The following is a 21,931-nucleotide window of genomic DNA, read 5'->3' as shown; positions in this document are numbered from 1 at the left end:
CTTCAGGAGGCGTAAATGGATTTCCCATTCGGCGTGCGTGTGTTGATCGTCAGCTTGCTGGTTGCGAGCGTTGGCGGCTTGTTGTGGGTGCGTTTTCAACCCAGCCCAGCGCCACGAGTAATAGTTTCCCCTTCACCATCGGCTTTGACTTTGCTTCAACCGCCAACAAGGCCTGCGCCTTCACCAACGGTCACGCCAACACCACAACCCAGGCGACGAGGGCCAGTCTCGCCATTCGAGATGAGACGCTATGTAAGAACGCACAACCAATCTTCCGATTTTTCCCTATTGAATTATTGGCAGAGATTGGGAATCCAGGATGACAGGTTTTCCAGACCTTACTGCATGTGCGAAGCCGATATTTTTCGTTTGCCGCTTGATGCCGAGTCAGGGGATGAAACCATGCTTCGGATATTCACCGACGGGCTTTGCCGGTACTTGATCTTCAAACCTATTGATTCCAGCAACCACCACAAATGGAAATTTCTTGGCAAGATTGATATTGAACAAAGATGGCATCCACCCCCTCATCGGCTAATTCGAAGGACAAACCAGCAATGGCTGGTCATTACCCCTCAGACCGGTCATGGCACAGGTTTTGGCATGTGGGATTCCAACTGGTATGAGATTACTTCTCGGGGCATCAAGCAGGTGCTGAATTATCCAGTGGAGAGATACATGAGCGGGGGCGGCGCTCAACCTGAAATCTTCTTCTCTACAACTACACCAAAAGTCACCGAAGCAGATGGCGTGACTACAGTCACGATTTCTTTCACTATCGCTTATGAAGATAATGAGCATTGGCCGGCCCTGGGACCAAATCTAAAACTTTGGAGCAAAACACAGACAGTTAAATACAAACGATGTTGCGGCGCGAATGGATTTGTTTTTGACCAACAAGCGTCGCAAGTATCGAAAAAGGAGATGGCTGCGATTTATGAGAGCGAAGAGCCAACCAAGGATGAGGTGTTACGGTACAATTACCAGCAGCTTGCCCGACTCGCAAACAGCAAGCGCAAAAGAACCAAAGAATGGCTGAAGTGTTTTCTGATTACTTGCAGTGACTCGCCCAAAAAACGAACTTTGCTGCGACGCTTACGAAAGGTGCAACCAATCTTAGATGAACAGTGAAACGCCACCGGCCTTCATAACCGATCCTCTTGCCGAATACACTAACCGTCTCGCTGCACGCCGCGCCCGCGTCGCCGCCGAAGAGGCCCGTAGCCAAACGCTCTGGAAATGGCGGCGTATCGTCTTCGTCATTGGCCTCGCCACCCTGGCCATCGGGTTTGCAGGCTGGTTATCAGCTTGGTGGCTGGCGTTGCCAGTCGTCGTGTTCATCGCGCTGATGGTCAAGCATCAGCAAATGCGCGAGGCCAAAGCCGAAGCGGAACGTGCAGTGCAATTTTATGAATACTGCCTCTCGCGCCTGGATGAGCAGCAACTCAGTTGGGCTGGGCGCGGTAATCTGGGCGCGCGTTTCGCCAATCCGCAGCACCCTTATGCAGAAGACCTGGATTTGTTCGGGCAGGGTTCGCTGTTTGAATTGCTGTGCACGGCGCGCACCCGCGCAGGCGAAGAGCGGCTGGCCGGTTGGCTGCTCGCCCCTACGTCTATCCCAGAGATCAACCAACGCCAACAGGCCGTGGACGAATTGCGCGCGAAGTTGGATTTGCGCGAAGACCTGGCTTTGCTGGGTGAAGAGATGCGCACCGGCATTCATCACACAGAGTTGGCGGCGTGGGGCAATGGCACGCCGACGTTTACTTCACGCGGTATTCAGCTTTGCGCGTTGCTGCTGAGCCTGTTCGCCTTGCCGGCGGTGGCGCTGTGGTTTGTGTATGGCTGGGGGCAATTGGCATTTGCGGCGCTGTTGCTGCTGACGCTCTTTCTGCTGCGCGTGCGCGCTGACGTGGCGCACGCCATCAGCGCGGTTGAACGGCCCAGCCGCGATTTGAAATTGCTGGTGCAACTGCTGGCGCGTTTTGAGCAGGAACGCTTTGTTTCGCCACGGCTGAAGCAATTGCGCGCTGAATTGGAGGCCGAAGGGTTGTCACCTTCGCAACAGATCGCGCGCCTGCATCGGCTGTGCGAACGACTGGATTGGACGCGCAATCAACTCGTCGCGCCCCTCGCCTTTGTGCTGCTGATACCGGTGCATATTGCGCTGGGCATCGAACGCTGGCGCGCCAGATATGGACGCCAGATTGCGCGTTGGCTGGATGCGTTGGCTGAATTGGAAGCATTGAATTCGCTGGCCGGGTACGCTTACGAGCATCCCGATGATCCGTTCCCGGAGTTAGTCGAAGGCGTGTGTTGCTATGAAGGCACACAGCTTGGGCATCCGCTGATTCCGGCGGCGCGTTGTGTGCGCAATGATGTCCGGCTTGACGCGCAAAACCAATTGCTGATCATCAGCGGTTCGAATATGTCCGGCAAAAGCACGCTGATGCGCACGGTCGGTGTCAATGTCGTGCTGGCGCTCGCCGGGGCGCCGGTGCGGGCCAAACGTTTGCGGTTGGCACGGCTGAACGTTGGGGCTTCGATTCATATTCTGGATTCGCTGCAGGCGGGCGCCTCGCGTTTCTATGCCGAGATCACACGCTTGCGGCAAATCGTCGAATTGACTCGCCACGAATTGCCGCTGCTGTTTTTGCTGGATGAAATTCTGAGCGGCACCAATTCGCACGACCGCGCGATTGGGGCGAGCGCCGTGGTCAAAGGGCTGGTCGCACGCGGCGCGCTAGGCCTGGTGACGACGCACGATCTGGCGCTGACACGTATGGAAGCGGACCTGAATGGGCGCGCGCGCAATGTGCATTTCCAGGATGAATTGAAAGACGGCCAGATGTATTTCGATTACCACATGCACGCGGGCGTCGTCGAACGCAGCAATGCATTGGAATTGATGCGCGCCATCGGTTTGGAAGTCTGAAGCCGCCGCCGCAGTATTTGTGACACTTGCTCAGCCGTCTGTGGCGATTTCAAAAGCGTCACAACTCAACCTGACGCCGCCAACCAATCTGATTATACTCTGCGCCGTCGTGGCGAAACATAGCGCTGGCACGCGCGGCAAGATTGGAATGCCCGCCAACGTGTGCTATTTTCCGCCCGCCTTAACACACACACATTACAACTTTGCGGCGATGCCGGAGAGCTAGTCGAGCCAGTCAGCCACGGCTCGTTCCTATCGCCGTTGGAGATTCTCTGAACTGCCGTTTGCGACAGCAAAACTCGGGAGGAGATTTATGGAAGCCAGCGCCAAGCAGGTTGCGCCGAATTCAACGAACAAGCTGCGGATCAAATTGCTCTCGCCGCGTGGCCCGCTGTATCGCCATCGCGGCGGCATTTGGAAAAAGACGATGCGCTATGCGCCGCTGACGCTGACGACGCTGGCGGCGCTGATCCCGCCTGACATTCCGCACGAAGTCAGCGTGCTTGACGAAGGCATTGATGAGATCCGCCCGGACGAAATTGATGCTGACTTGGTGGGCATCAGCGCAATTACCGGCACCGCGCCGCGCGCCTATGAAATCGCCGCGCAGTTGCGCAAACGCAATATCCCCGTCGTGCTCGGCGGCGTCCATCCAACGCTGCTGCCGCACGAAGCGCAACAACACGCCGATGCGCTGGTTGTCGGTTATGCCGAAGAATCCTGGCCGCAATTGTTGCGCGATTTCGTCGCGGGCCGTATGCAAAAACGCTACGACCAAAGCCCCACGCTGAGCCTCGCCAATCTGCCGTTGCCGAAACGCGAACTGTTCGACACCAATCTGGTCAACGTCGCGCACACCATCGAAGCGACGCGCGGCTGCATCTATCAGTGCGATTTCTGTGTCGTCCCGGCGGCCTGGGGCAAGCCGATTCAGAAACCCGTCGCCGATGTCATCGCCGACATTCGCCAGATGGGTGCGCGGCGCTTGATCTTTCTCGACTTGAATCTGATCGCCGATCTGGAATACGCCAAAGAACTGTTCACCGCGCTGATTCCGCTGAAGCTCAAGTGGGGCGGATTGGCGACGACAACAATTGCCTGGGATGATGAATTGCTCGATCTGGCCGCGCGCAGCGGTTGCCGGGGGCTTTTGCTGGGGTTTGAATCGCTCTCGCAAGCTTCGCTCGATGAAACCAAGAAGTCGTTCAACATGCGGCGCGATTACCATTTCGTCGTGCGGCAATTGCACGCGCGCGGCATTGCGATCATGGGCTGTTTCGTCTTCGGCTTCGATCACGACACGTTGGATACGTTTGATGAGACGGTTGATTTTGTCATGGAAGCCAAAGTGGATTTGCCGCGTTACGCGATTCAGGTGCCCTTCCCCGGCACGGGCGTTTACAAACGGCTGTTGGCTGAAGGCCGCATCAACACGCAAAATTGGAGCCTGTATGACGGCCAGCACGTCGTCTATCAACCCAAACAAATGACCGCCGAACAGTTGCTACAAAACACAGGACGCGCCTGGCGCAAGACTTACAGCTACGGCTCGATCCTCAAACGCTTGGCGGGCGCGCGCACGCAATTGCCGGTCGCGCTGTCGGCCAACCTGGGCTATCGCTTTTACGCCTATCACCTCGACAAGTTTTATACCTGCGATTGGCAATTGGGTTTGCAATCGTAGGACGGACTTTAGTCTGTCCTGTTTGTGTAAGCCGGACAGACTAAAGTCCGTCCTACGATTGCTGGGGACAAACGATGAGACTGACGCTCGTACATCCTTGCATCGGACGCCGCGTGAGGCAGCCCTACATACGCGCGTGGCAAATGGAGCCGCTCGCGCCCGCGACATTGGCGGGGCTGACGCCGCGTGACGTAGAGGTCAAATTCTATGACGACCGGATGGAGCGCATCCCTTATGACGAACCGACCGATCTGGTGGCGATGAGCGTCGAGACCTATACCGCCAAACGCGCCTATCAAATCGCATCGGAATACCGGCGGCGCGGCGTGCCGGTGGTGATGGGCGGGTTTCATCCGACGCTGGTGCCCGAAGAAGCCAGCGAATATGCCGAAAGCATCGTCGTGGGCGAGGCCGAAGGATTGTGGCCGCAGGTGCTGGATGATTTTCGGGCAGGCCGTCTGCAATGTGTTTACAAACAGGCGCAGCGCCCATCGTTATGCGGCCTGCGGCCTGATCGTTCGATCTTCGCGGGCAAGCGTTATCTGCCCGTCGGCTTGGTCGAAGCCGGACGCGGCTGTCATTTCCGTTGCGAGTTCTGCGCGATTCAGTCTTATTTCAACAGCACACAAACGCGCCGTCCCGTGGCCGAGATCATCGAAGAGATCAACCAGGTCAAGAAGCCGCTGATCTTTTTTGTGGACGACAACATCACCTCCAATATGGAACAGGCCAAGGAGTTTTTCCGCGCCCTGATTCCGCTCAAGATTCGCTGGGTGTCGCAAGCCAGCATCAACGCCGCGCACGATGAAGAGTTTCTGCAACTCATCAAAGCCAGCGGCTGCCAGGGCCTGTTGATCGGCTTTGAATCGCTCAACCCAGACAACCTGCGCAAGATGCACAAGTCGTTCAACACGATGAAAGGCGGCTATGAACAGGCGCTGGCGAATTTGCGCCGACATGGCATTCGTCTGTATGTGACGTTTATTTTGGGCTATGACGATGACGATGGCGACACGCTGCAAACGACGCTGGAATTCGCCATGCGCCACAAGTTTTATATCGTCGCCTTTAATCACCTGACCCCGTTTCCCGGCACGCCGCTGTATGAACGGCTCGAACGCGAGGGGCGCTTGCTGTATGACAAATGGTGGCTGCATCCCGAATACCGTTACGGCATGGTGCCGTTTGTGCCGCGCGGCATGAGCGCCGAACTGGTCAAGCAGCGTTGCATCGAAGCGCGCCAGGCGTTTTACAGCCTGCCTTCGATTTTCAAACGCAGCCTTGACCCGCAGGTAAACGCGGGTAATTGGTTTATGTGGTCGAGCTTTTTCACGATCAACCTGATGTTTCGCGGCGAGGTCATGCAGCGCAAAGATTATCCGCTGGGCGATGAGGCGTATAAGGGCGAGTTGCTAAAGGTGGGAGCGCCTATCCTGGGAGCGCAGGCATCCTTGCCTGCTATGAAAGAAGCCGCGCAGCGCTCCGCCAAGGCCAGCAGGAGCCCCAACGTATCGACCACCTGATGGACTTTATTGCCTTTCCGGCGTTTGGCGCTGTCGTAACCGGTGCGCGCCGCGCGATTGCAGTGTTCGGCTGTCGAAGATCGCAGCCATCGGCACGTCCTGCCGGCCAGCGGCGATCCGTCAGACAGTGCGCAGTCGTGGGCGATCGCTGCAAAGACTTTGGCTTTGAACCAATGTTGCGGTTGCCGGTAGACAACAGACCGGGGCGGCAAGTGTGCGGCAGCATTCGCCAGGACGAGCCGCCTCGCGCTATCCAGCGCAGGCCGTTGAAGACCTCGCGCAATAGATAATCGCCTTGCAGAGCGTCTTCGGTCATCAAGGTTAGGTATGGTGCGTTTGAACTCTTACAGTTCCACGAAAGAGGACTTTATAAAAAAGCCTGAGCCAACCGATCACCCGTTTGCGGCCGGCCCAGGTTTATAATGACCCGAGAGCAAATGCGGAACGCCCCCCACAGAATTACGTTCCAACAGCATTTCGTTATGCTGTCCATTCTCCTAGGTCTTAATCAAACACGTTCAGTATTTTGCAAGTCTAATGCCACAAATATCGGGGAGAAAGCACCAGATTTATTCGGATAATTTAGCATTTACTTTGCTTTAGTATTGAATGGTTGTTTTTCAGCCATACAGTGCCAATAGTTGCTGTATGTTCAACAAACAACATGTACGTAATTCGTATTCTTAGCTCGACTTTGCCAATTTCTGATCTTTGAAAGAGAAATGGCAGGCCACGTATGCTTCTGAAGATTTCTTTTACACGAGCGTCTTCATTATGCCGACACTGCCTGGCGAACTGTTGCCGTTGATTGATGAAGGCGATCTCGACCATCCCGCCGGTCTCGGCTTGAATACGCTCACGCGAGTTCAGTGACTTGAGCGCAATCCTCTTCATCAGCCGCAGTCACACATCACGCAAGCAGGAGTCCTAACGTGTCGACCACCTGATGGACTTTATTGCCTTTCCGGCGTTTGGCGCCGTCGTAACCGGCGCGCGTCGCACTCAATCATTGATTGCAGTGCCGACTGTCGAAGATCGCAGCCATCGGCACGTCCTGCCGGCCAGCGGCGATCCGTCAGACAGTTCGCAGTCGTGGGCGATCGCTGCAAAGACTTTGACTTTGAACCAATGTTGCGGTTGCTGGTGGACAACAGCCCAGGGCGACACAGCGTGCGGCAGCATTCGCCAGGACGAGCCGCCTCGCACTATCCAGCGCAGGCCGTTGAAGACCTTGCGCAATAGATAATTGCCTTGCGGAGCGTCTTCGGTCATCAAGGTTAGGTATGGTGCGAGAGGGCGCCTATGCGGCATCACTAACATCACTCGGATAAGCTTTTCTTGCCCCTGGAGAAAGCCTATCAAAGTCGTCAAGCGGGCCGGTGGGCGTTAGCAAACCGCTGAAAACAAAGCGGGAAAGTTAATAACACCCTCTAGGAAAAGATGGATTTTGCGGTTGAATTGGCAGCTTCTGGCGACGACCTGGCAATTCGGCACTTGCTGGCGCACAACCCGGTGCCAGGCCGCATCACGGTGAGCTTTGAGCGCGAGCCTGAGTATTTCGCCGGATGCGCGACGCTGGGGCAGAACTGTCAGGTGCTGGTGGCACATGCAATGCCGAATGAAGGCGCGGGCGAAGTGGTGGGTGTAGCCTGTCGCGCCAGCCGCGCGGTCTTTGTCAACGGACGCGCCGAACGGCTGGGCTATCTGGGGCAGTTGCGTGTGGCCCAAGCGCAGCGCGGGCGTTGGCTGGTGTCGCGTGGCTTCCGCTTTTTGAAACAACTGCACGAGGCCGATCCGCTGCCCGCCTATCTGGTTTCATTGATCGAAGGCAATACAGAAGCGCTGGGCGTCTTGGTCAGTCAACGCCGTCCGCACTTTCCTGAATTTCGTGCCTTGGGGCGGCTTTACACGCTCGCGCTCGCGTTGGGCCGCATGAAACCCGCGTTGCAATGCCAGGCTGACATCACGACAGCCACGGCAGCAGACGCACCCGCCATCGCCGCCTTTTTGCAACAGCACGGCGCGCGCAGGCAATTCTATCAAGTTTGGCAGACACAGGACTTGCTGGGCGGCCCTGCGACACTTGGCTTTCGCATTGAAGATTTGTTCGTTGCACGGCGCGACGGCGCCATCGTCGGTGTGCTGGGGCTGTGGGATCAATCCGCATACAAGCAAACAGTGGTGCGCGGTTATGCGCCAGGACTGCGCGTGGCGAAACCGTTTTACAACGCCTGGGCGCGGCTGCGGGGCGGGCCGCGTTTGCCGCCCATCGGCGCTGAGATTCGCTATGGTTATGCCGCCTTTGTTTGCATCGCCGATGACGACGTTGAAATTTTTCAGGCGCTGCTGCGCGCCCTTTATAACTCGGCGGTGCGGCGCGGCCACGATTATCTGATGATCGGGTTGGCGGAACGCGATGCGCTATTGCCCGCCGCACGTGCCTATGCGCACATCGCTTATCCGAGTCAGCTCTATCTGGCTTTTTGGGAAGGAGGAGAGGAGTTTTATGCGCGACTTGATGACCGAACCCCATGGCTCGAAATCGCCACACTCTGAAACGCCGGGCGAAAACCGGCTGGTGGGTGAGGTGCTGCGCGTAAGTGCATTGCGTGCGCGCGAGCTTGAGCAAATGTATGCGCTGCTCGCGCGTTACTTTGCCGGGCCGACGCGCCAACAGTTTGAAAGCGATCTGGCCGAAAAAGAATGGGCCATCATTTTGCGCGATGCGCTGACCGAACGGGTGCGCGGCTTTTCGACGCTGATGCGCTTGCAAGCGACGCTCGACGCGCAACCGGTCGTCGCGTTCTTTTCCGGCGACACGATCATTCAGCGTGAGTATTGGGGCGAAACGGCGCTGCCGCGTTTGTGGAGCCGCCATGTTTTCAGCTTGGCCGAGCAAATCCCTGCGGCGCGCGCATATTGGTTCCTCATCAGTTCGGGTTACAAAACCTATCGCTATCTGCCGCTCTTCTTTCGCGCGTTTTATCCGAATTATCAACAACCCACGCCGCCGCCGCTCAAAGGCTTGCTCGATCAATTGGGGCAACAGAAATTCGGTGCGCAATACGACGCGACCGGCGGCGTAATTCGATTCAACCAAAGCGCGCCGCTGCAACCGGGCGTGGCCGAACTCACGCCGCAACGCCTGCAAGACCCGCACGTCGCCTTTTTTGCGCAGGCGAATCCGGGGCACGCGCGCGGCGATGAATTGGCATGTTTGACGGAATTGACGCGCGCCAACCTGACGCCCGCAGGCGCGCGGATGGTTGGCGGATGAGATACCAGGTATGATTTTTGAGGATTTGTCATTGTTCATTGTTCATTGTCAGTGCGACTGAGCCAGACGCGCTTCTGACAATCACCAATGAACAATGACAAATGAACAATGAACAATATGTGCCGCCCATGAACCTAACTATTGCCCAGCGCAACCGCATGCCTATCGAACGCATCAACGCCCAAGCCGCCCAGCACGGCACGGCGACGGCGCGGCTGGCATTGGAACGCCCGCTAGATCACACGCGGCTGTTCACTTGTCCGAGCCTGGCTCCGCTAGCGCATACGGCGGTCTTTGCCGAACTCAGCCCCGCGCAACAGCGGCGCTACAACCAACTGGTCGGGCTGCTGCAAAACGAACTCATTTGTTTTTTTGAACTGGAAATCGGCGGCCCTGTGCTCACGAGTTTGTTGCGCAACCCGCTGCCAGCGGAACTCGCGACGGCTTTGCGCAACTTTCAAACCGAAGAGCAGCAACATACCCAAATGTTTCGCCGCCTGAATCAACTGGCCACCAGCCAATGGTACGCCACCAGCGATTATCACATTGTGCGGCTGCCACGCCTGTTCCTGCTGTTGCTGCGCCAGATGACAGCGCGGCCGCGTGTGTTCCCGCTGCTGCTGTGGCTGATGCTGTTGATGGAGGAGCGTTCGCTCATGATGAGCAAGCGTTACGCGGCGCTGGCGGCGGAAACGGTTGAGCCGCAATTCCAGGCCGCTTATCGCGCGCACGCCGAAGACGAAATCAGGCACGTGCAACTCGACTGGCATTTGCTCGAAGCGTTTTATCAACGCCGCCCGGCCTGGTTGCGACGCTTGAATGTCTGGCTGCTGACGGGCGTTTTGACGGCGTTCCTGTTCAAACCGAAACGCACCAACGTCCGCCTGATTGAATTACTACTGGCGGAATTCCCTGACTTGGAGACGCGACGGCCACAGTTGCTCAACGCCGTGGCGGGCTTGGCTGAGAATCCCGGCTACCGCCAAATGATGTATTCGCCCGAAGCCACGCCGATCAGCCGCGCGTTGTTTGACCGGCTGCCGGAATTCGCCCATTTGCGCCGCCGCCTCTTTGCGGAAGGAGGCAGCGCATGAACAGCGCCGCCTTCAACGCCACGCCCAAGCTGCCAGGCGAAGCGGATTATCGCGAAACACTCGACACGGCGGCCTTGCAGCGTTTGCCTGCCGACATCTGGCGCATCCCCGACCGCTTGAATGCAGCGATCATGGTGTTGCAACTGCTGGCCATCTTCGCGTGCTTTCACGCGGCTGCCGTGGTGGTTGGGCCGTGGGCGCTGGCGGCGTTGGCGTGCGGCTTCGCGCTCTTGATGGTGGGCGTTTACAGCATCATCCACGAAGCTGAACACGGCATGCTCTTCACCAACGCGCGCGCCAATCTGGCGGGCGGCGTCGTGATGGCAGCATTCTTCCCCGTGCAGTTTCATCTGTTGCGGCAGGGCCATCTAGGCCACCACCTGCGCAACCGTTCGGATGACGAGGCCTTTGATCTGTGGTTCGAGGGCGAAGCACCGCTCTGGAAATGGACGCAATGGATCGGCATTTTGACCGGACTGTTCTATCTGATCATCGTGCTCGGCAATTTGGCCGTCTTGCTGCTGCCCTTTGTCTTCAAACGCCGCTGGTTCGCGTTTGACCGGCCCAGCGCGGCGTTTATGGAGGCGCTCAATCCGAAATACCGCCGTCTGATTCAACTCGAAGCTCTCGGCGTTTGTGTATTGCACGGGCTGATCGTTTGGTGGATGCAGATTCCGCTGGCGCATTATCTCGTCATTTATGGCGTGTTCGGCGCGCTGTGGTCGGGGTTGCAATACCTCCACCATTACGCCACCGAACGCCACATCACGCGGGGCGCGCGCAACGTTTGGTTGTGGTGGCCGCTGGATAAATTGTGGCTCAATCACAACTGGCATCGCGTGCATCACGAACATCCGACGGTTTCCTGGCTTCATCTGGAAAAGCTGGGCCGGGCGGCGGGCGATGATCGCGTCTTTCTGCCCTGGGTTTATCTGCGCATGTGGGCCGGGCCGCGCAAGGCCACGGAGCGTGTCGAAAACCGATTTGCGGGCAAAGTGATTCGTTGAACAAACGCTATGACTCCATCCACCACCGAACCTTTTTTGCGCGAAGGCACGCGCGCCGCGAACCCGGCGCTAACGATGACGCTGGGCCAACGCCTGCTGATGATCGCCGCTGGCTATGTCCCGTTTCTGAATGTCGTCTGCACGGTCTTGCTCGTTTTCTTGCCCGCCACGGGGCGCTGGCCGCGTTGGACGTGGTGTCTCGCGCCCGCGTGGTTATTGCTGCTGCCGCCGCTGGCCGTGCGCGCGCTGCTGAAGTGGCGGCCTTTGCCCGACGGCCAAATGGCGTTCGGTTCCGCGCCCTTTCTGACGTGGTGGCTCAGTTCGCAATGGCAGGTGATTTTCAACCGGCTGCCGTGGCTCGAAGAACTACTGCGCTTGGTGCCGGGACTCTATTCAACCTGGCTGCGTTTGTGGGGCGCGCGCGTCGGCAAGTTCGTTTACTGGACACCGGGCTTGCAGATTCTCGATCGTTCGTTGCTCGACATCGGCGACCGCGTAGCCTTTGGCGCGGGCGTCAAAATTAGCCCGCATTTGATGCTGCCCAATCACAGCGGCCAATTAGTGTTGCTGGCCGCGCCCGTGCGCATCGGCAATGATGCGCTGGTCGGCGCGTATTCAATCTTGCTGCCGGGTTCGTGGGTCGGCCCCGGCGAGGTTTCACCGGGCCGTCGTATTCTCACGCCCTTTGCCGGTTGGGCGGATGGGCGCAAAGTTGAGCCGCCGACTGATCCTTTGAGAGACAATGCCTAGTCATCTGCGCAATCGTTTGCTGGCGCATTGGCCGCTGAAACTCGCGCTCGGCACGGCACTGACCGTGGTCTTTTGCGCGGGCTACTTTGCGCTTGAGTATTATCCGTGGCGGCCCGCCACCGAGTTTGAATTGACGAGCGTTGATCGCGCCGTGCCGTTCGCGCCCGGCTGGGTTTGGGTTTATCAATCCGTTTATCTCTTGCTGCCGTTGGCGTGGCTGTGCGAATCCACCGCGCAGTTGCGGCGTTATGCGCGCGGCTTTGTGCTGGTGATGCTGATCGGCTTCACCTGCTTCTTGCTTTGGCCGGTGGCAGGCCCGCGCCCAACGGCGTTTGTTGATGAGGCGCTGTATCGCTTGCTGGTGGGCTACGACACGACCGCGAATAGCTTTCCGTCGCTGCACATGGCGCTGGCGACGTATTCCGCCTGCACGGCCAGCGCGGTGACGGCGGGCGCGTTGCGGCGCTGGTTGAATGTGTTGCTGCCGCTGTGGGTCGCGTTGATCGGTTACGCGACGCTCGCCACCAAGCAGCATTATTGGGTGGATCTGCCGCCCGGCATTACGCTGGGCTGGTTGGCGCATTGGTGGGCTTGGCGCAGCAGCTCAACCGCAACGATACGCCTGGCTGAACGAGGAGCCTTATGACGCGCGCATTCGCAACTGCCACTGAGTCCGCATTAACGCCTCCGGCGACAGCGTTTCCCACGTGGCCGTTTGGCTGGTATCTGGCGGCCCAAGCCGCTCAAGTGACGCAACAGCCGCTGAGTCTTGATCTGTTTGGCCGCCGCCTGGTGGCGTATCGCACCGGCAGCGGCCAGGCGGTCGTGCTGGACGCACGTTGCTGGCATCTGGGCGCTGACCTGGCGAAAGGTTGTGTGCGCGGCGATCAAATCGTTTGCCCCTTCCACGGCTGGCGTTTCGGCGCGGATGGGCAATGCGCCTGGATTCCCACACAAGCGCACATCCCGCGCGCGGCCCAACAACAGGCCTATTGCACCGCTGAACGCGCCGGTCGCGTCTTTGTCTTTCCGGCGGCAACAGCGGCCTATCCGCTGCCGTTTTTTGCCGCGACCGAAGCTGCCGAATTGAGCGCCGCGCCGCCCTTTGAATTCACGTTGGATTGCCCGTGGTGGTTGATCGGCACCAACGGATTTGACGTGCAACATTTCGCCGCCGCGCACGACCGGCATCTGGTCAGCACGCCAACGGTCACGACGCCGCATCCGGCAGCGCGCCGCATCGTCGCGACCTTTGAGGTCAGCGGCGCAAATTGGCGTGACCGCCTGACGCGCCGCTTGGCCGGGCGCAGAGTGACGATGGATGTCACCGTTTGGTCGGGCACGCTCGCCTTTACGCTAGCGCATTTCCACGACACGGATGTTTTGCGTGACGAGACGCCGCGCACGACGAGTTACGGTATGACTGAAATCCGCCCGCTCACGCCCACGCGGTCGCTCGTGCGCGTGACCATCTGGCGGCGGCGGCGTCCGGGCTGGCGCGCGCTCGATCAATGCGACGTGCGGGTCAAACGTCATTTCATTCGCGCCTTTCTCAAACCGGACACGCAATTGCTCAACGATGTGCATTACGACCCCGCGCACCTGATCGGCGCAGATCGTCAACTGGTTGACTATTTGCGCTGGCTGGCCAGCGCTTCACGTGGTGTAACCAACCAAAAAAAGGAGCCCCAATGATCGCAAAATCAACGTTGCTGTTCGCCTCGTTTGTCGGCCTGCTGTTTGCCTTGGCCGCTATCCCTGTCACGGCGGCGGAACCTGCGCCATCCACGGCTGGCGACACTTCGACGGTGGGACTGGATCGCCTGCGCAGCGCCGTCAAAGAAGCTTATAACCGTGGCGACACCGCCGCGCTGACACGGTACCTGCATCCCGATGTGGTGATCATCTTCCCCGATGGCGCAGTGCTCAAAGGCCGCCAAGCCTTGCTGGATTATTACGAGCGCATGCTCAAAGCGCCCGGCCATCGGGTGGCGAGTTTTACCGCCGACCCGATTGTCGAATCGCGCACAGTGCATAATGACGTCGGTCTCTCCTACGGCCAGATGAACGATCAATATGTGCTGACGGATGGCAAGCGATTCGGTTTGAACAGCCGCTTCACCATCACTGTGTTCAAAACGCCGGATGGCCCAACAGACACTGATGGCTGGATGATTCGCAGCTTTCACGCTTCGACGGATGCCTTCGACAATCCGGTTTTGCTGCTGGTGTCACAGCATGTCTTGTGGACGTCGGGTCTGATCGGTTTGGTGATTGGCGCAATCCTCGGCTTGCTCGCGGGCGCGGCATTCTTCCGCCGCAAGCCCCAACAGGCCTAACGCGCATGCTCACACGTCTCGTCGCTAATGGCCTCTGGCTGGCCTCGTGTGGGCCGGAAGCATTGCAGTTGCGCTTGGCGCAACGCGATCCGGCACGCGCGCAACGGCAATTGCTGCTGCGTTATCTGCGCCGCAATACCGACACGTCATTTGGACAACAGCATGACTTCGCTTCGATCCATTCGGTGGCGGAATATCAAGCGCGCGTGCCGCTTTCGACTTACGAAGATTACGCAACGCACCTCGCCGCCATCAGCGCTGGGCAACAGGCGGTGTTGACACGCGCGCCTGTGCTGTTGCTGGAACCAACCAGCGGTTCGAGCGCTGCAACCAAACTGATTCCCTACACCGCCGAACTGAAACACGAATTTCAACGCGCACTGGCCGCCTGGCTCTGCGATTTGCATTGGCACGAACCGCGTTTGTTGGGCGGGCAGGCGTATTGGTCTGTCTCGCCGGTCACGCAACGCGCCGCGCACACAGCGGGCGGCGTGCCGATTGGGTTTGAAGACGACAGCGCATATCTGGGCGGTTGGCAACGCCGCCTAGCGCAAGCCGTACTGGCCGTGCCGTCGTGCGTGCGCTTGATCGAAGAGATGGAAGCGTTTCGTTACGTCACGTTGCTGTTTCTCTTGCGCACCCGCGCGCTGGCGTTGATTTCGGTTTGGAACCCAACCTTTCTGACATTGCTGGTGGAAGGTTTGGGAGCATGGCGGCAAGCGCTGGTTGAAGACATCGCGCGCGGCACGTTGAGCGTGGCGTTGGCGGCTGACGTGCGCGCTGAACTACAGACTGCGTTGCGCCCCGCGCCAAAACGCGCGGCTGAAATCAGCGCGGCCTTTCAAGCGAGTCGCACGTCCGCCGAGTTGCACACGCGCTTGTGGCCACGCTTGCGCGTGCTCAGTTGCTGGGCTGATGCGCAAGCCGCGCCGTATGCCGAAGCTCTGGCGCGCGTGTTCCCACACGCCCGATTGCAAGGCAAAGGCTTGCTGGCCACCGAAGGCTTTGTCTCGTTCCCAACCTGGAACCAAGCGGGCGCATTGCTCGCCCTGCGTTCGCATTTTTTTGAATTCCTGCCCGCCGATGCGGCGACCGGCGCGTGCCAGACAGCGCAACCAAGACTCGCGCATGAGTTGGAAGCTGGGCGATGTTATGCCGTAGTGCTGACGACCAGTGGCGGGTTGTATCGGTACCAACTGCAAGACCTGGTCGAAGTCGCCGGTCATCAAGGTCAAAGCCCGCGCCTGCGTTTTGTGGGCCGGGCCGCGCAGGTCTCCGACTGGTTCGGCGAAAAGTTGAATGAACGGCATGTGTCGCCAGCATTGACTGAAGTGCTCGCGCGTTTGTCGCTACAGCCCACCTTCACGCTGCTCGCCTGCGAAACCACGTTGCAACCACCCGCTTATACGCTCTACATCGAAATTGATGCCGCTGCGGCAATGTTGCGCGCGCTGGCCGAGGCGTTGGAAACGGCCTTGCAGGAAAATTTCCATTACCGCTATTGCCGCGACCTCGGCCAACTCGGCGCGTTGCGCGTCTTCCGCATTCGCGGCCAGGGCGCGGATGCGTATCTCGCCAATTGCCAGGCGCACGGGCAACGTGCTGGCGACATCAAACCCGCGTTGTTGCAGCGCCGCGCGGGTTGGGCGCAAGTCTTTGACGGCGCGTTTCTCGCCTGAATTCCCTGCCAGCGAATGCCTATCAAAGTTTTGCGAGGAGTGTTTTGAGGGGAAGAGCGGCTGGCACATGCGTAGCGCAACCCTGCCGAGGTTGCGCGGGCTTCGCCGTTCTGTCACTGACAACCCAGGTTGAAATACCTGAAGCCGCGCAACCTCGGCAGGGTTGCGCTACTCGTGCCGCACCGACTATTGGCCCGCTGTGTCGCAGCCTCGCGCAAAATGTTGACGGACACTCGCGCTGGTTAGCTGGTCGCCAAAATCTGTGCGTCAAGCTAAGATAGCTGGGCGTTACGGCTCGGCATCAGTTTCCTGCAACACACTTGCGCTGAGCCGAACCGGAGAGATTCGACTCCCGACCTTGAGATTTCCCGGCAACGATGAAGCAATTCTTTTCGACGTTCCCACGACATCGCTTAAAACTGCTGGCCTTGCTGCTGCTGCCCTTCGCCTTTTTCTGGCAAGAGACGCTGGGCCGCACGACGCTCGCAAGCGGCGATGTGGCGATGTTCTTGTACCCGCTGGTGAAGCTGGCGGCAGAGCAGTTGCGCGCGGGTCAATTTCCCTGGTGGAACCCCGGCCCCTTCGGCGGCTTGCCGCTGTTCACCAATTTGCAGGCGGGGTTGCTCGATCCTTTTATCTGGCCGCTGTTGCTCAGCCCGACCGGCCCGATGCTGACGCTCTCGCAGATTTTGACCTTCGTGCTGGCGCTGTTGGCGGCGTATGCCTGCGCGCGCAGCATGGGATTGTTGCGCCAGGCCAGCGCGGTGACAGCAGTGATCTACGCCTTCAACGGCTTTCTGGTCGGGCGCATTTTGTATCCCAGCACGCCGCGCAGTTATGCATTGGTGCCGCTGGTGATTTACTGCATCGAACGGCTCTGGCGTGGCGGCGGACGGCGCGAAGTCATTCTGGGCGGTGTCGTTGTCGCGTGGCAATTCTTTGCCGGGCATCCGCAGATGCTGGTGTACAGCGCCTTGCTGGCGTGCGGCTATGCGCTCTTTTGTGCGTTTTGGCGGCGGCCTGAAGATATGTTGGGTTTTGGTGAGACTGGCACAGAGAATCGGGGCGCTACCGTTCCCCGTCTCGCCTTTCTCAGCCGTTGTTTGTTGATCTACGTTTTGGGCGGGTTACTGTCTGCCGTACAATTGCTGCCTGCGGTTGAACTCAGTCGCTATTCGATTCGCCCACATTACCGCTTCGAAGAATTCGCGCTTAACAGTTTGCATCCGGTGACTTGGCTTACCGCAATCTTCCCGTTTTGGCACGGCGGCGTAGGCCACGTCAGCCCGTACAAACTGGGTTTCTGGGGCGCATACTGGCATCACAACGAAACAGTCTTGTATCTGGGGCCGCTCGCCTTGGCGCTGGCGTTAGCAGGCGCGTGGCTGGTTGTGCGTGCGCGCAACCGGGCAGGCATGTTCTGGCTCGTCGCGACATTCATAGCCCTGCTGCTGGCGAGTGGCGCATATCTGGGTGAAGCAGCGCGGTTGTATCAACGCTACACCTTGCTGGGCGGCTTCCGCTGCACCAATCGCTGGTGGATGGTGGCGGCGCTGACGACCGCGCTGTTGGCAGGTGTAGCGGTTGACCGAATGTTGCGCGCCTCGAATGACGTGCTGGATGGCGCGGCAGTGCGGCGTAGCGTGCGTTGGGCGAGCAGCTTGTTGTTTGTGCTCTGTGCGGCCTTCGCACTCAGCGTGTGGCGTTGGCCGTGGGCGGTAGAAAGCTGCGTGCGCGCCGCAACGCATTGGGATTTGCCGCCAGGCTTTTTGCGTAATGCACCAGCGGAATTTGTGGTGCCGGTGATCACGGCAGGTGTGGCGTCGCTGGGGTTGCTCTTTTTCACGCGTGTGAAGGCGCAACGCTGGTGCTGGTTGTTGTTGTTGGCCTTGCTGGTAGATTACCAGTTGTACGCGCTGGTGACGCCGATTCGCTCAAGCACCGGGTTTGAGCCGCTGTTGGGCACCGGGTTTGCGCCGCAACTCGCGGCGCAACAAAACGCGACAGAGCCGCTGCGCTATCATTTATTGAGCGAGCCTGGGCCTTATGCCTTCGATCCGTTTTGGTATTACGGACACGAACTGACGGTCGGGCGTGACCCGTTGATTTTGTGGCGTTATCGCGAACTGACCGGCATTGACGAAGCCGGTTTCAGCCATCGGCTCGACCTCGTTGAACCGCAAAACCGCGTGCTCGATTTATTGAATGTGCGTTATCTAGTCGTGCGTCCGCATCTGATCGAACGCTTTAACGCGCTCAACCAGCGTGGTGTGATGCGCTGGCGTGCGCGTCCTGAGTTGGCGGGCACGACGGGCTTTTACATTTTTGAAAATCAGCAAGCCCTGCCGCGCGCCTGGCTAGTGTCACAAATCGCCGTGCGTGATGAAACTCAACAGCAGGCCATACTGCGTGGTGAAACGCGCGATGCGGCGCTGGGCGAGTTCGATCCACAGCGCGTCGCCTTGATCGAATCGGATGCGCAACAGCAAGTGAGTTCCCTGTTAAGCACGCCTGTTGCGGCAGCCACGCCGGGCCAAGTCAATATTGCCGCGCGTCGGAGCGGCTATCTGCGCGCACAAACCAAGCACACGCAGACTGCGCTCTTAGTTTTGAGTGAACCGTGGTTCCCAGGTTGGCGCGCCACGGTGGATGGCAAACCAGCGGAAGTATTGCGGGTGGATTACCTGCTTCGCGGAATTGTCTTGCCCGCTGGCGAGCATACGGTCGAGTTACGCTTTCGCCCCCTGAGCTTGCTCATCGGCGCGGCCATTTCTGCCAGCACCTGGTTTATGCTGGCAGCCGTGTGGCTCACACATAAATTCAGGGCAAAAAGAACTGCAGCGTCCGAATGACGTTCTCGCCCATGATTTTGCGAATGTCGGCTTCGCTGAATTTCTCTTGTAGCAAGGCGTCAGTAATCTGCACCAGCCCCGTCGCATCGAATGGCGCGGCGATGGCCCCGTCAAAATCGGAACCCAGCGCCACGTGGTCTACGCCCATCACATCCACGGCGTGCCGAATTGCTTGGGCGATGGCTTTGGCATCTTTGCCGCAGGTGGCCGTGTCCCAAAACCCGATGCCGACGACGCCGGCGGAATCCGAAATGCGCTTGAGTTGCTCGTCACTCAGGTTGCGGGCGTTGTCGCAGGTGGCGCGCACGCCCGTGTGCGACACCAACACCGGACGCCGGGCCAGCTTCAACACATCGTTAATGACAGCGGGCGAAGCGTGCGCCAAATCAATGAACATCTTTTTCTCTTCGAGCTTTTCGACCAGTTGTTTGCCCAACGGCGTCAGGCCGCCTTTGGTTACGCCGTGCGCCGAACCGGCAAATTCATTGTCGAAAAAGTGCGCCAGGCCGATCATGCGATAGCCCGCCGCATACAACCGATCCAGATTTTCCAGCTTGCCATCCAGCGCGTGCGCGCCTTCGATACCCAGAAAACCGGCAGTGATATGCGGGTCTTGTTTGCGGCGTTCCATGTACTGAAACATATCGGCTTGCGATTTGATGATCGTCAGTTTGCCACCGGAAGCGGCGGCGTATTTGTGCAGCAAGGCGGCCTGATGCAACGCACGTTCGGTCAGGCTCGACCAGGCGCTGGGCGGCCAGAAACTGGCGACGGAGAGCAAGCGGATTTGATCTGAATCTCCTGTGTTGCTCTCGATGTTCATGTTCTGCGGCACTTTGGTCACGACCGTGAAGCCCTGCAACACGACGTTGCCTTCCAACAGACGCGGCACATCCACATGGCCCCAGGCGCTGCGTTGATTCAGGTCGCGTCCCCACAGCAACGAATCGGCGTGCATATCGGCCACGCGCAGCATTTGATGCAGCGCTTTGGCTGCGGTGGAAGCCGCGTAAGGTGGCGCGTTGAGCGTGGGATTCATGGCTTTCGCCCGGCTGGGCAGATAGCTGTAATGCAGGAAAGCGGGCACGAGCAACAGCAAAACGAGCAAGACCAACAGTAACTTTTTCATATCGAGGGATGCCTTCGCGAAACAAGGGTATAGAGATGAGTTGCGGATGCTGCCACACGGGGCGGCGCTCTGGCAAACAACTTGGGTACGCACCCAGGGTCTATTCATGCTCGCCACTTTCAGGAACCAAGTTCCGCTAACCCAAGTCACAATTTCACAGGATTGACAGATTTTCCTGGTCACAGCGGATTTTGTGGTGACAGCCCCGGCGGGGCGAAATGTTTATAGTTGGAGTGCGAAAAAGCACGCGAGCCCCAGCGGGGCGGTATCTGCCGACGCTCAGATGTCGCTCCTAACGGAGCTCAGCGCCTAGCTTCGGCTGGTTGCTATAAACATTTCGCGCCGCTGGCGCTGGAAAACACCAAACCACAAAATCCGGTGAGACTAGGGCGTCTTTGAATCAGTCCCGCACGCTGGCAGCGCTGCGTACCCAGGCGGCTTGCGAAAACCGCAGCCAGCCAAGATGATTGGCCCCTCGCAATTCTATCCTGTACATCAATGAGGAGCAGACCGTAGATGCAATATCGTGAATTGGGCCGGACAGGCTGGCGCATTTCCACCATCAGTTTCGGCGCCTGGGCCATCGGCAGCGCCTGGGGCGCGGTGGATGACCAGGAGTCGCTGGCCGCCTTGCACCGGGCCATAGATTTGGGCGTCAACTTTTTTGACACGGCGGATGTGTATGGCGACGGCCACAGCGAACATTTGCTGGCGCAGCTTAAACGCGCCCGCCCTGACGCCAACATCATCATCGCCACCAAAGCCGGTCGCCGTTTGAATCCGCACATAGCTGATGGTTACACCGCCGCCAACCTAACGGCGTTTGTCGAACGCAGTTTACAGAACCTCGAAACCGAGACGCTCGATTTGTTGCAACTGCATTGCCCACCCACTGACGTTTATTACCATCCCGAAGTGTTTGCCGCGCTGGACAAATTGGTCGAACAAGGCAAGCTGCGTTTTTATGGCGTCAGCGTCGAACGCGTCGAAGAAGCCTTGAAAGCTATCGAATACCCCGGCGTGCAGTCAGTGCAAATCATCTTCAACGCCTTTCGCCAGCGCCCGGCGGAGTTATTCTTCGCCGAAGCGCAAAAGAAACGGGTCGGCATTCTGGCGCGCTTGCCGCTGTCGTCGGGCATGTTGACGGGCAGGCTGACGCGCGCCAGCACCTTTGCCGCTGACGATCATCGGGCCTTCAATCGGCACGGCGAGGCGTTTGATCGGGGCGAGACGTTTTCGGGGATTGATTACGAAACGCAGTTGTTGGCGGTGGATGAACTAAAAAAGCTCGTGCCCAGCGGCGTCACACTGGCGCAATTTGCATTGCGATGGATTCAGATGTTCGAGGCCGTGACTTGCTCGATTCCAGGCGCGCGCCGCCCTGCCCAAGCCGCCGAGAATTGCGCGGCGGCAGACTTGCCTGCGCTGGATGACGCGACGATGCAAGCGGTGCGGCAGTTATACGAGACACGTCTCAAACCGTTTGCCCATCATTACTGGTAAAACATTGGGAAAACGTCAAGTCAGCCTTAGATCAGTTTGCAATTGAATGTACGGGCGGCGCGCTCCGGGGCAGTACCGCGCGCGTCAGCAAGCGGTGCGTCAACGCTGGCGTAATACGGCACACCCTGAGTCTCCGCTTGCTGACGCGCGCGGTACTGC

General features: G+C 58.8%; 18 protein-coding genes. 16 read left to right on the top strand and 2 right to left on the bottom strand.

Annotated elements, in window-relative coordinates:
- The first annotated feature begins 15 nt into the window (after window positions 1–15).
- The 5 genes from HY011_11790 to HY011_11770 all read left to right on the top strand — a co-directional run bounded on the left by HY011_11790 (window position 16) and on the right by HY011_11770 (window position 6,142).
- On the top strand, window positions 16–1,131 hold the full coding sequence (locus HY011_11790; protein MBI3423611.1) for a hypothetical protein: 1,116 nt from the start codon (window positions 16–18) through the stop codon (window positions 1,129–1,131).
- On the top strand, window positions 1,121–2,935 hold the full coding sequence (locus tag HY011_11785) for a DNA mismatch repair protein MutS (protein ID MBI3423610.1): 1,815 nt from the start codon (window positions 1,121–1,123) through the stop codon (window positions 2,933–2,935). Before HY011_11790 ends, HY011_11785 begins: the two co-directional genes overlap by 11 nt.
- Before the next feature lie 40 nt (window positions 2,936–2,975).
- Window positions 2,976–3,161 carry a hypothetical protein gene (locus HY011_11780; protein MBI3423609.1) on the top strand — a complete coding sequence of 62 codons (186 nt, stop codon included), beginning with the start codon at window positions 2,976–2,978 and terminating at the stop codon, window positions 3,159–3,161.
- 87 nt (window positions 3,162–3,248) lie between these two features.
- Entirely contained in the window at window positions 3,249–4,619 is a 1,371-nt protein-coding gene (locus HY011_11775) for a B12-binding domain-containing radical SAM protein (protein MBI3423608.1), read from the top strand.
- 74 nt (window positions 4,620–4,693) lie between these two features.
- Complete coding sequence (locus HY011_11770) at window positions 4,694–6,142, top strand: B12-binding domain-containing radical SAM protein (protein ID MBI3423607.1); 1,449 nt, start codon at window positions 4,694–4,696, stop codon at window positions 6,140–6,142.
- A gap of 1,002 nt (window positions 6,143–7,144) precedes the next feature.
- Here HY011_11770 and HY011_11765 read toward each other — a convergent pair.
- The gene (locus HY011_11765) at window positions 7,145–7,417 is read right to left on the bottom strand and encodes a transposase (GenBank protein ID MBI3423606.1); all 273 of its coding nucleotides are present in this window, start codon (window positions 7,415–7,417) and stop codon (window positions 7,145–7,147) included.
- Between the two features lie 165 nt (window positions 7,418–7,582).
- On the opposite strand from HY011_11765, the gene HY011_11760 reads away from it, so the two are divergent.
- From HY011_11760 to HY011_11715, 10 genes are all read left to right on the top strand, one after another.
- A complete protein-coding gene (locus HY011_11760; protein MBI3423605.1) occupies window positions 7,583–8,698 on the top strand; it encodes a hypothetical protein in 1,116 nt (371 codons plus the stop codon).
- Window positions 8,661–9,419, top strand: a complete 759-nt coding sequence (locus tag HY011_11755) for a hypothetical protein (protein ID MBI3423604.1) — start codon at window positions 8,661–8,663, stop codon at window positions 9,417–9,419. The genes HY011_11760 and HY011_11755 overlap by 38 nt, the downstream gene beginning before the upstream one ends.
- 101 nt (window positions 9,420–9,520) lie before the next feature.
- On the top strand, window positions 9,521–10,513 hold the full coding sequence (locus HY011_11750) for a diiron oxygenase (protein MBI3423603.1): 993 nt from the start codon (window positions 9,521–9,523) through the stop codon (window positions 10,511–10,513).
- Entirely contained in the window at window positions 10,510–11,520 is a 1,011-nt protein-coding gene (locus tag HY011_11745) for a fatty acid desaturase (GenBank protein ID MBI3423602.1), read from the top strand. Before HY011_11750 ends, HY011_11745 begins: the two co-directional genes overlap by 4 nt.
- A gap of 9 nt (window positions 11,521–11,529) precedes the next feature.
- Window positions 11,530–12,270, top strand: coding sequence for a hypothetical protein (locus HY011_11740; protein ID MBI3423601.1), 741 nt, complete (start codon window positions 11,530–11,532; stop codon window positions 12,268–12,270).
- Entirely contained in the window at window positions 12,263–12,916 is a 654-nt protein-coding gene (locus HY011_11735; protein MBI3423600.1) for a phosphatase PAP2 family protein, read from the top strand. Before HY011_11740 ends, HY011_11735 begins: the two co-directional genes overlap by 8 nt.
- Window positions 12,913–13,965, top strand: a complete 1,053-nt coding sequence (locus HY011_11730; GenBank protein ID MBI3423599.1) for a Rieske 2Fe-2S domain-containing protein — start codon at window positions 12,913–12,915, stop codon at window positions 13,963–13,965. Before HY011_11735 ends, HY011_11730 begins: the two co-directional genes overlap by 4 nt.
- Window positions 13,962–14,609 carry a nuclear transport factor 2 family protein gene (locus tag HY011_11725; protein ID MBI3423598.1) on the top strand — a complete coding sequence of 216 codons (648 nt, stop codon included), beginning with the start codon at window positions 13,962–13,964 and terminating at the stop codon, window positions 14,607–14,609. The genes HY011_11730 and HY011_11725 overlap by 4 nt, the downstream gene beginning before the upstream one ends.
- Window positions 14,610–14,614: 5 nt before the next feature.
- Window positions 14,615–16,288: a GH3 auxin-responsive promoter family protein gene (locus HY011_11720; GenBank protein MBI3423597.1), complete on the top strand. Its 1,674-nt coding sequence runs from the start codon at window positions 14,615–14,617 to the stop codon at window positions 16,286–16,288.
- Between the two features lie 377 nt (window positions 16,289–16,665).
- Complete coding sequence (locus tag HY011_11715) at window positions 16,666–19,140, top strand: YfhO family protein (protein MBI3423596.1); 2,475 nt, start codon at window positions 16,666–16,668, stop codon at window positions 19,138–19,140.
- Here HY011_11715 and HY011_11710 read toward each other — a convergent pair.
- On the bottom strand, window positions 19,109–20,269 hold the full coding sequence (locus tag HY011_11710; GenBank protein ID MBI3423595.1) for a dipeptidase: 1,161 nt from the start codon (window positions 20,267–20,269) through the stop codon (window positions 19,109–19,111). The genes HY011_11715 and HY011_11710 overlap by 32 nt on opposite strands.
- A 516-nt stretch (window positions 20,270–20,785) precedes the next feature.
- Here HY011_11710 and HY011_11705 point away from each other — a divergent pair.
- Window positions 20,786–21,772, top strand: coding sequence for an aldo/keto reductase (locus tag HY011_11705; GenBank protein MBI3423594.1), 987 nt, complete (start codon window positions 20,786–20,788; stop codon window positions 21,770–21,772).
- The last annotated feature ends 159 nt before the right edge of the window (window positions 21,773–21,931 follow it).

Source organism: Acidobacteriota bacterium (assembly GCA_016196035.1).
GTDB lineage: Bacteria > Acidobacteriota > Blastocatellia > RBC074 > RBC074 > JACPYM01.
Note: the sequence above shows the minus strand (reverse complement) of the source record. Positions and strands in the feature narration are given on the sequence as shown.